We start from the raw sequence: 12159 nt of genomic DNA, 5'->3' as shown, positions 1-12159 counted from the left end.
ATATATCCCGTGTTAGCATGAATCAAACAAATCCTATTCATATATGACATGAGGTTTTACTTATGACAATAGCCAGGTTTGAAGTTTTCTCCCATGTAGTGGAGCAGGGAAGCTTTACGAAAGCAGCGGGAAAGCTGAATATGACCCAGTCTGCCGTAAGTCACGCAGTAGCTAGTCTGGAATCGGAGTGGGGCGTTGCACTATTAATTCGTGATCGTCGAAGAGGTCTTCTGCTGACAGAGGTTGGCCAGAAGATGCTGATACCGATGCGAGAAATATTGAACCAAATGGAAATCATCAAGCAAGAAGCCGCCTTGGCTTCCAATCTGGAGGCAGGCACGATCCGGATCGGCAGTTTTCCCAGCGCATCAGCTAATATTTTGCCAAGCATCATTTCGAAGTTCAATCAAAAGCATCCCAACATTGCCTTTACATTTTATGAAGGAACCTATGAGGAGATTTTGGAATGGTTCGAGACAGGGGTCATTGATATCGGCTTCGTCATCCAGCAGAACAAGGAACTGAATTTGCATATCGTACCCTTAGTCAAGGATAAGATGGTTGTCGCTTTCCCTGCAGATCATCGCTTTCAGCATGAAGCTGTAATTGATGTGCATGACCTGCAGGAAGAGGACTTTATTATGCCAAAAGGGCTTTATCGCGCAAATGTAGAGGAAATTTTTGAGCAAGCTCAAGTTACTCCCCGTATCCGCTTCGAGGTGCAGGACTGTAACACCATCTCCAGCATGGTTCAGGAAGGGCTTGGTGTTACCATCGGGCCTGAGCTGTCGTTCAAAAATCAGCCCAACATCGGTATCGGTAATCTTAAGCAATCGAGTTGGCGTAAAGTGGCCTTAGCCAGTCCTCCTCTCCAATGCACGTCGCCAGCCGTACAAGCCTTCTTCGCTGTCGCAAAGACAATGTTTGTGCGCACAGGAGAGCATGCTCAAGTATCAGGATCGGCAGATGACGAATGTGCCTACACAGAGATGTCCAGTTTATAAGAGCAATCGTAAGGAGCAATTTCACCGAAATGTGCGGCAAATGCTAAAGCTAGAGTAGCAGTGCATCTCTTGGCATAAAGGTAAGAAGGACATAGATTTCAATGACTGAAAACGCTTCAAAAAAAGCATTGACTTAACAGCGCTGGGAAACTAATATTGGTTACGTAAACGTTTAACTAACAGATAATATTTTCACTGGTCTTATTCAGTTTCGAATTATGAAAAACGTTTACCCACGAGAGGTGGTTAGATGGCAGCTACAATCAAGGATATCGCACGAGTTGCTGGTGTCTCTACCGCGACCGTATCGAGAGTCATTAATAATCTTGGCGGATATAACGAAGAGACGGAGAAGAAGGTTATCGCCGTTGCCAAGGAATTGGGATATCGAAAAAATGAAAATGCAAGAAGCTTGGTACAGAAGTCGACCAATACGATAGGTGTCATTATGCCGGATGTGGCGACTTCCTTTTATGGCGATATTATTAGAGGGATTGAGGACACTTCGTATGCGCATGGTTACAGTGTAATTCTAACTCATGCCGGCAGCCATGGCTCCCGAATTCAAGATTGTCTGAAGTTGATGGGAGAGCGCAGAGTAGATGGACTCATTATCGTGTCCATCGATCTGCAAGAGGTTGCAATCGACGCTATGTCATCACTGGGTATTCCCTTTATTTTGCTATCTACCAAGTCGGATAGGGAAGATGTACCTTATCTCAAAGTGGATGATTTCCGTGCTGCATATACCGCAGTTCAGTATCTCACCCAGCATGGACACCGGAAGATAGGGATGGCCGGAGCCAATCCAAGAGATCCGATATCTGGTGCCCCGAGAATCGATGGATATACGCATGCATTGCGTGATCTGGGGATCAAGGTAGATTTGAACCTGATTAAGCCCGGAGACTTCAGCTTCGAATCCGGCAAACAGACCATGCAGGAGTTCCTTGCAGAGGAAGCCGATATTACCGCAGTATTCTGCGCAAGCGATGAGGCTGCACTCGGCATTATATCGACATGCTTTGAGCACGGCATTAGGGTGCCAGAGGAGTTGTCCGTGGTCGGCTACGATAACTCCAAGGTGTCGCGTATGTCGATACCTCCGTTAACGACAGTTGCGCAGCCCTTGTATGAGATGGGAAGAGAAGGCTGCCGGAAATTAATTGATGCGATTCAGCATAGGATACAGATTGAGTCCGAAGTGATACCCCATGAATTAGTGGTACGCAAGTCGGTCAAATCATTAAATGCAAAGTAATGACGAGTATATCCATGTGCAATTGCACGTCAATGAAATAGAGATGATTTTTATGTATTACGTAAACGTTTACGTTTAGTTCAGATAGCTTCATATTTCAACCCGAGAGGATTGGTGTCCGATGAGTGAAACAATGAAACAAGCAAAAGACGTGAAATGGTGGCAAACCGCCGTTGTCTATCAAATTTATCCGCGCAGCTTCCAAGACAGCGATGGAGATGGCATCGGTGATTTGAGAGGGATCATCAATCGAATCGATTATTTGAAGCTGCTAGGCATTACTGCAATCTGGCTGTCCCCTGTATATAAATCGCCGAATGATGATAATGGCTATGACATTAGCGATTATCAAGATATTATGGACGAGTTCGGCACAATGGATGACATGGATGAGCTGATTGCGAAGGCGAATGAGGCGGGCATCAAGATCATTATGGATCTTGTCGTAAACCATACCTCTGACGAGCATAGATGGTTCATTGAAGCGAAAAAAGGCAAAGACAATGAGTACCGCGATTACTACATTTGGCGTGATCCGGTGAACGGTGGCGTTCCGAACGGACTTGGCTCTATATTCAGTGGCCCCGCATGGGAGTTCGATGAAGCGAGCGGCCAGTATTTCCTGCACCTATTCAGCAAGCGCCAGCCAGACCTGAACTGGGAGAATCCGAAGGTTCGCCAAGAAGTGTATGACATGATGAACTTCTGGCTGGATAAAGGTGTCGGCGGCTTCCGCATGGACGTCATCGATCTCATCGGCAAAATTCCGGATCAAGAAATTACGGGCAACGGACCGAAGCTGCATGAGTATTTGCAGGAAATGCATGAAAAGACATTCGGCTCCCATGACGTCTTGACAGTTGGTGAGACTTGGGGCGCGACGCCGGAAATCGCAAAGCTGTATTCCGATCCGGCACGCAAGGAAATGTCGATGGTGTTCCAATTCGAGCATGTCGGATTGGATCAACAGGAGGGCAAGGATAAGTGGGATCTGAAGCCACTGGAAATTGCGGAATTGAAGCGAGTGCTGGCGAAGTGGCAGACTTCGCTAGGGGACCAGGGCTGGAACAGCTTGTTCTGGAACAATCATGACTTGCCGCGCATCGTGTCCAGATGGGGAAATGATAAGGAATACCATGAGCAAAGTGCAAAAATGTTCGCTGTGCTTCTCCATATGATGAAGGGGACGCCTTACATTTATCAAGGTGAAGAGATAGGGATGACGAATCGCCCTGTGTCGAGCATTGATGAGGTAGAGGATATTGAATCTATCAATATGTATCATGACCGTTTGTCCAAGGGATACGCGGCAGAGGACATTATTGCCTCGATCAATGCCAAAGGGAGAGACAATGCTCGTACGCCAATCCAATGGGATGACAGCAAGAACGGAGGCTTTACAACGGGTACGCCTTGGCTGCATGTGAACGACAACTACAAGACAATTAACGTGCAGCGTAATCTCGACAACCCGAATTCGATCTTCTATACGTACCAGCGCTTAATCAAGCTGCGCCAAGAGAATCCGATTATCGTATGGGGCGACTTCGAACTGATTGAGCATACGCCTGAAGAGGTATTTGCATACTACCGCATCTATGAAGGCGAGAAATGGCTCGTGGCAGCAAACATATCCGAGCAGGAGCATGGAATCGCTGTCGATGGTAAGGTATCCGAGATCATTATGAGCAACTATGATCGCGCTGAAATCGACGTTACTACATTTTCGATGAAGCCATACGAGGTGTTCGCGGTAAAATTATAATCGTATATGTGATGGAGGCTCACACATCCTTTGTGTGGGCCTTTTGTTTCGTGGATAATAGAGTGGGAGTGGGGATTTGTCGCCTCCAGACCTTTCACGTAAAGGAGAAGCTACTATTGGCGGATGATATCATACAATCAATAAATTATAATCAGGCACCTGCAACCCTACGGAGAGAGATTGCCGTCTTGCTGCATCGCGTATGGCCGGAGGAGGATGGATTGCTGGAGGATACGATACCGGCTGCCCATCATGAAGCGCTGAATGCGCGTTCCTTCTATGCCTATGCAGATGGAAAATTAGTCAGCTATACGGGAGTTGTCTCCAAAGCGATCGAGCATGAGGGAGAGAAGTTCAGGCTATCAGGACTTAGCTGTGTAGCGACTGACCCTGACTATCGAGGTCAGGGATATGGGTTAAAAACGGTCGCTGCCGCTACCCGATGGATGGAGCAGAGCGGCGTGGATCTTGGCTTATTTACATGCCATCCAGATCTGGCTGGTTTTTACTATCAAGCCGGCTCCTGGCCGGCTGTGCCCGATGTAAGCCTTATTGGCAGTCGTGATGAAAGGGCGTTGACGAGCGACTCGCTGCAGGTCGCTGTGCTGATGCGCCTGTTTTCGGCAAAGGCTATTGCCCATAAGAAGGTACTCCGCAACACGACGATCAATCTTGATCTCCCTGTCGGAGAGTTTTTGTAGGGATGGTTCAAAGCCATCCCTTCTCCTCGGCAATGGATGCGGCCTGCTGTCTCGATTCAGCATCCAGCTTTTGAATGGCAGAAGATAGATAATTTCGTACTGTGCCAATCGTCAGGAAGAGGGATTTGCTGATTTCGCTTGTCGTCATGCCTTCCTTCGTAAGCCGCAGCATCTCCGCTTCTCTCTCGCTTAATGGATTCTCGTTGTTCATGAAGAGCACTGCAGCCAGATCGGTGCTGATCACCCGTTCTCCAGCCATGACCCTACGAATGGATTCAATGAGATAGTCGATCGGTTCATCCTTAAGCAGATAGGCATTCACTTGGGCATTCATTGCCTTTTGTAAATAACCAGGTCGTGCAAAGGTGGTAACGATCACAATTTTGCAGGGAAGCCCGGCGTTTCTGATTTGCAATGCCAACTCTAAGCCGTTCATGTGCGGCATTTCAATATCTACCACGCATACGTCAGGCTTATGCTGCTGTATGGCTTCCCATGCCTGCTTCCCATCCGCCACTTCCGCCAATACTTCAATATCGTCTTCGAACTTCAGCAATGAGGCAAAGGCACCTCGCAGCATCTGCTGGTCTTCAGCAATCACAACGCGAATCATGTAGCTGCACTCTCCTTTCCGAGATGATGGAGGGGGAGCATCATTGCAACCGCAGTCCCTCCGGCAGGCAAGCATTCCACTGTAAGAGTGCCGTTCAGCGCGTGCATTCGTTCCTTCATTGACAGGATGCCATTTCCGCCTTCTTTGTCGCTTAGCCCGACACCATCATCAGTTATGTATATGGTGTACCTGTTATCTATCATTTGAAGCTGTATCGTGCAGTGCTGCGCCTGACTATGCTTAATCGTATTTGTAATTGCTTCCCGCACAGAGAGAGCAATCATCGTTTCCTCGACACTGGATAGCAGCGGGGGAGGGCCATGCTCTATAATTTCAAGCTCAATGCCAGCCGTATGCAGCAGCTTGCGCGAATGTGTCAGCTCACTTGTCAGTGAAATGAACTTCATCTCGGAAACGAGTTCCCGTACTTGCTTAAGGGCAATTCGCGAGGTGTTGAGGATGTCGTTCAGCTCTTCTTTGGCATGCTTAGGGTCTCTATCTACCCATCTAGCAGCCAGCTCGCTTTTCAGTTTGATCATCGTTAAGGTTTGTCCCAGCGTATCATGGAGATCGCGTGCGATGCGGTGTCTTTCCTCCTGCAGGGCATATTGTTCAAGCTGTTCATTGGCAGAATCCAGCTGGCCTTGCAGGCTGGCTGCTCGCGCTCTTATGTATAGGATAGAAGGCAGGAGTATCTGGATAATGATAATGGGGAGATGCATTATATACCTGGCATAGAAATCACTTACTCCCCATCTTGCGACAAACGCGTACATAAGGGCTATGGCTGCAGTTCCGACGCCGATTTGCCATTTGGATTTCGATCTGCCCAGCAGATCGGCAAATATAAATCCGAACATGAGAAAATTGGGGTCAATAAAGATACTGAGTACCGCAATCGTGCCGAGACCAGATACAACAGCTGCCAGCAGATAGATATTCCGATGCCATAATGCAATATAGAAAGAAATCAAAAATAAGCTTAGGATCATAAGGGATCCCAAGAGACCAAGATCGGAACGCGTGCTCAGGACAAAATAGCACAAATATACGATCGCAATTACATCTATGAGCAGAAACTGTTTCATCTGATCTCTTGGGTAGATCTTCATCGATAGCCTCCAGATTCACCTAGACTGAAAAATGCCTACCGCACGCTTGCGGACAGACTCCATAGGGCCAAGCTTGAAGATCCGCAGCCACCTTGAAGCGAACCATAGCTGGAACACGGAGATCTCAACCCAGATTGCGATAATGGTTAACGAATTCAACTTGCCGCCTAATGCTAAGCCCCAGCCATAACAGAGCACGGATGCAATCACATTTTGCATAACATAGCAGCTTAACGACATCTTCCCTGTGTTTTCAAGCAGGCGCCACAGCCGATCTAATTGGTTATATTGTACCACTTTACCAATGAGCGCTATATACCAAATTGACAGAAAGGGAGCAAATAAATAGCGGACGGGCATGTCGAAAATGCCGCCGGGTATGAAGATAAGCAGGTTTAATGGCACCCCGACGTAGATGCCCAGCTTCAAAAGCTTGCTGCGTTGTCGCTGCCCATTCTCATCTGGAGCGAACACTCCGGAGCGCATAAGGCGAACGCCGAGTAAAAACAGAAACACATTCAACGGAATGACAAAAATGGGCTCAAAGCGAAGCTGTGCGAAATGAGATAGTCGATATTGGACTTGCTCCAGCCATGAACCGTCCTTGTAGAGAGTGGCCACCTGATCAAAGTTCCCCAGTGACATATTGGCGCCCATTAGCCCAAGCAGAAGCATACCCAAAATTGCGATGACATGTACGCTGCCAATCACTTTCATCGTGTTGGATATGGCGCGATCGCCACCACGAATAATGAAGGCGGCAATCATGCCTGTTATGCCGTAGCTCATTAAGATGTCATACTCCATTACGAGAATAAAATGAAGCAAGCCTTCCAATAGCAAAACAAGAAGCACCCACATATAGACGCCCGGCCAGGCCTTGCCTGCGCGTTTCGCCTGCTGATACTTCATTTCCATGCCTACTCCGAACATGATCGTTAATAAGCCGAGCATCTTGCCATTTACGAAAAATAATACGATCATGCGGAGCAGATCATCGAGCTTCCACCAGCCCGTATACGCGTACGTAGTGAGATAAGATAAATCTCCTAGATGTGCAAATATCCAAATATTTGTCCCCAATGTGCCTAGAATTGCGAATCCCCGCAATATATCGAGCAGACGGATTCTCTCCTGACGTTGTTCCACAATTACTCATCCTTCCCTCATATTCATCATGCAGCTTTATTGTAGTGGGGAAGAGGGGCGGTGGAATATTCACAGCTGTAAAGGAATTAGGATGACAGGTGTCATATTGTTCGAATTTGGATAGCAAGGAATATTGTTGCGCAGGATAAGGCTACAGGATTTTGAAAGAAGGAGATAGCCGCCATATGGATCATATGATTTTTCAGGTTGGAACCGCCTTGCTGTTAGTTACCGCCGCCTCGCTAATCGCTGGGAAACTAAAGTTTTCGATCATACCATTCCTCATCGTTCTCGGTATGTTGGTCGGACCGCATGCTCCAGTGATTGGCTTGTTCGACTTAACCTTTATAGAGAGTCAGTACATAATAGCTTTTCTCGGGCGGATGGGAGTACTATTCCTGCTCTTCTACATTGGTCTAGAGTTCTCGGTTTCGAAGTTAATTAAGTCTGGGCGCAATATTGTATTTGGTGGTACCGTATATGTCGTACTGAACTTTGTGCTGGCAATGGCTTACGGATTTTTGGTTAATTTTCCGCTGTATGAAACGCTAATCATTGCAGGGCTGATGTCTGTATCCTCCACTGCCATCGTAGCCAAGGTTTTGGTTGATCTTAGACGTACAGGCAACTCCGAAACAGAGCTGATATTGGGCATGATTTTGTTCGATGATCTCTTTCTGGCCGTGTTCTTATCCGTTATGTCCGGCCTTCTACTTGGAGGGGCCACATCTATTGGCGGAGTTCTGCTCTCCGTAGGGATTTCCATGGGGTATATGCTCGTATTCTTCATCATCGCAAGAGTGGGGCCGCCAGTATTGAACAAGCTGTTAAATATCACATCGAACGAAATCTTTATTATAGTCGTGTTCTCCCTGCTATTCTTCATTGCCGGGTTCTCGGAAACTCTGCATGTAGCTGAGGCTATCGGTGCGCTCTTATTTGGACTTGCATTGTCAGAATCAGAGCACAGCAAACGAATAGAGCATCTGGTTGTTCCTTTCCGGGATTTCTTCGGTGCGATATTCTTCTTCAGCTTCGGTCTAAGCATAGATCCGCTGACGCTGGGTGATGCTGCATGGATGGCACTAGGGGCTGTGCTGCTCACGGTGGTGTCCAATATGGTTGCAGGCTGGATGGCAGGACGTAAGGCAGGATTATCCTATAAGGCTTCGACGAATATTGGACTTACTATTATGGCACGGGGGGAATTCACCATTATAGTGGCGAACTTAGGTATATCAGCCGGTTTGATGCCTTTACTTAAACCTTTCTCCGCACTGTATGTACTCGTGCTGGCTATAGTTGGCCCACTGCTGGCGAAAGAGTCGAAACATGTGTATAGTGGTCTGAACCGCATATTCAAATGGAGCAATAACAAAGAAAAAGCAAACGTACCAAATAAATAGGATTGAAGGGAGATGTCAGGCCATATGGCAACGATAAGGGAAACGGAACTACCGGGTATCGGGAAAAAGTATCAGATGGAAGCTGCGTCGGGGGATAAAGTAGTCGTCGTTATCCATGATGATGGCAGAAGAGAAGTATACCATTTCGAAGATAATGATCCAGAGCAGAGCATTTCCCAAGTGACACTGGAGGATGAAGAAGCAAGACAGCTTGCGTCTATTATCGGCGGCATGAGCTATAAGCCGAAGGCGTTGGATACTATCCAAGTGGAGCTTGATGAACTGGTCATTGAATGGTGCAAGGTGGGGCCGTCCTTTCCATGCATTAATAAATCTATTGCCGAGCTGCAAATTCGCCAGCGCACGGGAGCGACGATCCTGGCTGCTATTGAAAAAGGAAAACAGTATATCAATCCCGATCCTGAGGTACAGCTTACGCCCAATATGACGCTTGTGATTGCAGGAGAGCGCAAACAAATCAAGCAGCTCAAAGAGCTGCTCGCACAAGGATAACGAATCATGGTAGTCGGAGAGCATCTGCTTGGATAAAAGCAGGTGCTCTTTTTTATTTTGCTGAGATAAGACTTACCTTTGTCTGCTGCCTCTCTCAATTTCCTTTCTAATGATCTGCATGAGCAGATTAGCAGAGGACGACTGCATATATTCCTGGGCGCCTCGCCTCTGCAAGAAGCCGATTTGAATCAGGGGATCGGCTATGGTGACATCAATTGCTATGACCTCCTTCGCCAGCGGTGTAGTATCCAATACGACGCCCACGGCAGAAGTATTCTTCACAAAGTGTGGAATTGAAGAAATCTGACTTACAGTGTTCAGGTTAGGTGATGATTCGAATCTGGCGAAATGCTTTGCTAAACGCAGCGAATATAAGCAGTTTGGTCCGCCAGCTATGATTGGGTAATGGAGAACCTCTTCCAATGAGGTGTTCTCCTGTGCACACAAAGGATGCGCCTGATCTGCAATGAACGTGATCCTCTCGTGATATAGCGGCTGAAAATAGAAGTGAGACGCGTCGGAAGGCTCGCCACAGATGGCAAAGTCCAGCTCCTTTTGCAGGATAGATTGGGAAAGGAAATCGGTATTTCCCGCCACAACGTGACATTGCATGTTCGGCTTATGCACTCGGAGCTTCCGCAATGCATTAGGGAACACCGTCTCCATCATGGATTCAATTCCTCCAATCCGTACAGACCCAATTTCGTCCTGCTGCAATGCCTTCGCCTGTTCCGAGATATAGTTCCAATGCTGAATGAGACTGTCAATCTCCGCTGCCAGCATGTGGCCGGCACGGGTCAATTCCGCATCCCAGCCTCTGTTGAACAAGGGTATGCCCAGCTCTTTTTCCAAGCGTTGAATTTGACTCGTAATGGTAGATTGCGCGTAATTCAGCTTCTCGGCTGCTCGGGAGAAAGTCCCTTCTTCAAGTATGGTTTTGAATGCGGTTAGTTCTTTGAGATCCATTTGTTTGTTGTCACCTCTATCGAAATAATCGAATAAGATCATGATTTTATTCAATTATACAAATGAAATTAGCGGGCGTACAATGGAGGCATCTCAGAGAAGGAGTCGATCGGATATGCCATTCATTCGGGTTAGTTACATGGAGGAGCAATATGACACCCGCCTACTTGAACAAATCAGTAAGTCAACCATGTGCGCTTTAATAAGGCACTTCAATGTGCCGGAAGATGATTATTTTCAAGTCTTTCATGCCCATAGGGCGGGGGAATTTTTCTACAGCAAGAATTACTTGAATGTTGAACGGAGCGATGGCTTGCTCTATATCCATATCACACTTAAATCGGGGAGGACGGAACAGCAAAAAACAAGCTTTTATGCGATGCTGGCTGAGGAGTTGTCGAACACGGTGAGTATAAGAAAAGAAGATGTATTTGTCGTGCTTGTTGATAATGAATTCGATGATTGGTCGTTCGGCAATGGCATTGCTCAAATGCTGGATCGTCAGACAAAGAGGGGTGATTAGCATGGCACATCGAGCAATTAAACCACAGGTAAGCGAGTCGTTAAGAGAATTAGCTCCGGCATTTGTTGATTACTCGGAGAACGTGTTGTTCGGGGACTTGTGGCGACGGGAGCAATTATCGCTGCGGGATCGGAGTCTGATTACGATTTCCGCGCTAGTTGCCGGCGGATTGATGGAACAGCTCCCTTATCATTTGCGACTAGCGGTAGAGAATGGACTGCAGCAGGAAGAAATCGTGGAAGTGATAACACACCTTGCGTATTATGCAGGCTGGCCGCGTGCAGCCTCGGCGCTGCAGGTCGTAGAGGCGATCTTTCAGGAATAAGGCGTAATCATGGATAGAGAAAGCACAGCGCCTAGCGAGTGGCTAAGCACTGTGCTTTTTATGTTCAAGCAACTATTGCTGATCTACGAATTCTGTAGCTCCAAAGGCAAAAATGCATAATCTCCGTCCCTTACGATCTCACATTTGCGAACTGGAATCGGATGCTCAAATAGAGGGCCGTCGATTACGGTCGTATGGAACTCTCCACCTTCACCACATGGATCAATTCCGCGTGCGAGAAGCTCCTCCACGAACTCGTGAGTCAGCACACGTCCTAAATCTTCTTCCTTCATGCCCTTCGACAGATTGACTGTCACCAGCATCGTAACAAATCCGAGACTGATGAACTCCTGAACTGCCCCCAGATGATCCATTTCCCAGAGAGGCATTCCTAAGCCTAACCCTGCATTCTTTGTCACTCGATCATGCCAGCAGCCGTGTTCCGGTACGTCCAAGTCTCCCGTCACTAATACTTCGGCGCCTTGCTCCTTCGCATGCGCCAACAGCCCCATAAATACGGACTCATAGTCTGTCCAGCTTGCCGCACCTGCAAATATAGGCAGCCCGATGGACTCGGCTTGTGCACGGATAAGCTCAGGCGGCATGCCGTGAGAGCGGGAACGTTTGCCCTCTTCTTCAAGCATGACGATTAAGCCGACTGCTTCTCCGCCCTGCATGGCCTTATAGAGTGCCAATGTACTGTCTTTTCCTCCGCTGAAGGATGCAATGAATCTATGTCCGTGAGCACCGTTCTTCCAAGTTGTTGCGTCTGTCATGGTTGTACGCTCCTTTGTATGTGCAATGTAGATGTGGCTCGGTTG

At 47.5% G+C, this 12159-nt stretch carries 13 protein-coding genes; 8 read left to right on the top strand and 5 right to left on the bottom strand.

Annotated elements, in window-relative coordinates; all coding sequences use genetic code 11:
- Nucleotides 1-62: 62 nt before the first annotated feature.
- From M3661_RS02005 to M3661_RS01990, 4 genes are all read left to right on the top strand, one after another.
- Nucleotides 63-1004, top strand: coding sequence for a LysR family transcriptional regulator (locus M3661_RS02005; RefSeq protein WP_251481851.1), 942 nt, complete (start codon nt 63-65; stop codon nt 1002-1004).
- Nucleotides 1005-1254: 250 nt separating this feature from the next.
- Nucleotides 1255-2265: a LacI family DNA-binding transcriptional regulator gene (locus tag M3661_RS02000; protein ID WP_251481846.1), complete on the top strand. Its 1011-nt coding sequence runs from the start codon at nt 1255-1257 to the stop codon at nt 2263-2265.
- Nucleotides 2266-2386: 121 nt separating this feature from the next.
- Nucleotides 2387-4030 carry a glycoside hydrolase family 13 protein gene (locus M3661_RS01995; RefSeq protein WP_251481843.1) on the top strand — a complete coding sequence of 548 codons (1644 nt, stop codon included), beginning with the start codon at nt 2387-2389 and terminating at the stop codon, nt 4028-4030.
- A gap of 116 nt (nt 4031-4146) precedes the next feature.
- Entirely contained in the window at nt 4147-4731 is a 585-nt protein-coding gene (locus M3661_RS01990; protein WP_065290966.1) for a GNAT family N-acetyltransferase, read from the top strand.
- Nucleotides 4732-4738: 7 nt separating this feature from the next.
- Here M3661_RS01990 and M3661_RS01985 read toward each other — a convergent pair whose 3' ends face one another.
- Genes M3661_RS01985 through M3661_RS01975 form a run of 3 tightly spaced genes read right to left on the bottom strand, consistent with a single transcriptional unit; the run spans nt 4739 to nt 7605 of the window.
- Nucleotides 4739-5344, bottom strand: a complete 606-nt coding sequence (locus M3661_RS01985; RefSeq protein ID WP_251481839.1) for a response regulator transcription factor — start codon at nt 5342-5344, stop codon at nt 4739-4741.
- On the bottom strand, nt 5341-6456 hold the full coding sequence (locus M3661_RS01980) for a sensor histidine kinase (protein WP_251481836.1): 1116 nt from the start codon (nt 6454-6456) through the stop codon (nt 5341-5343). Before M3661_RS01980 ends, M3661_RS01985 begins: the two co-directional genes overlap by 4 nt.
- A 15-nt stretch (nt 6457-6471) precedes the next feature.
- On the bottom strand, nt 6472-7605 hold the full coding sequence (locus M3661_RS01975; protein ID WP_251481834.1) for a DUF418 domain-containing protein: 1134 nt from the start codon (nt 7603-7605) through the stop codon (nt 6472-6474).
- 185 nt (nt 7606-7790) lie between these two features.
- On the opposite strand from M3661_RS01975, the gene M3661_RS01970 reads away from it, so the two are divergent.
- Together M3661_RS01970 and M3661_RS01965 are read left to right on the top strand one after the other, a co-directional pair.
- On the top strand, nt 7791-9011 hold the full coding sequence (locus tag M3661_RS01970) for a cation:proton antiporter (protein ID WP_065290970.1): 1221 nt from the start codon (nt 7791-7793) through the stop codon (nt 9009-9011).
- 24 nt (nt 9012-9035) lie between these two features.
- Entirely contained in the window at nt 9036-9524 is a 489-nt protein-coding gene (locus tag M3661_RS01965; protein ID WP_065290971.1) for a cation:proton antiporter regulatory subunit, read from the top strand.
- 72 nt (nt 9525-9596) lie between these two features.
- On the opposite strand, the gene M3661_RS01960 is transcribed toward M3661_RS01965, so the two are convergent.
- A complete protein-coding gene (locus tag M3661_RS01960) occupies nt 9597-10490 on the bottom strand; it encodes a LysR family transcriptional regulator (protein WP_251481832.1) in 894 nt (297 codons plus the stop codon).
- A gap of 115 nt (nt 10491-10605) precedes the next feature.
- Between M3661_RS01960 and M3661_RS01955 the strand changes: the two genes are divergently transcribed.
- The gene (locus tag M3661_RS01955) at nt 10606-11013 is read left to right on the top strand and encodes a tautomerase family protein (protein WP_065290973.1); all 408 of its coding nucleotides are present in this window, start codon (nt 10606-10608) and stop codon (nt 11011-11013) included.
- Nucleotide 11014: 1 nt separating this feature from the next.
- A complete protein-coding gene (locus tag M3661_RS01950) occupies nt 11015-11338 on the top strand; it encodes a carboxymuconolactone decarboxylase family protein (protein ID WP_065290974.1) in 324 nt (107 codons plus the stop codon).
- Nucleotides 11339-11421: 83 nt separating this feature from the next.
- On the opposite strand, the gene M3661_RS01945 is transcribed toward M3661_RS01950, so the two are convergent.
- A complete protein-coding gene (locus M3661_RS01945) occupies nt 11422-12114 on the bottom strand; it encodes a Dph6-related ATP pyrophosphatase (protein ID WP_251481830.1) in 693 nt (230 codons plus the stop codon).
- Nucleotides 12115-12159: the final 45 nt, after the last annotated feature.

Source organism: Paenibacillus sp. MER 180, assembly GCF_023713665.1.
GTDB lineage: Bacteria > Bacillota > Bacilli > Paenibacillales > Paenibacillaceae > Paenibacillus_B > Paenibacillus_B suaedae.
This window is presented reverse-complemented; position numbering and strand designations above follow the sequence as displayed.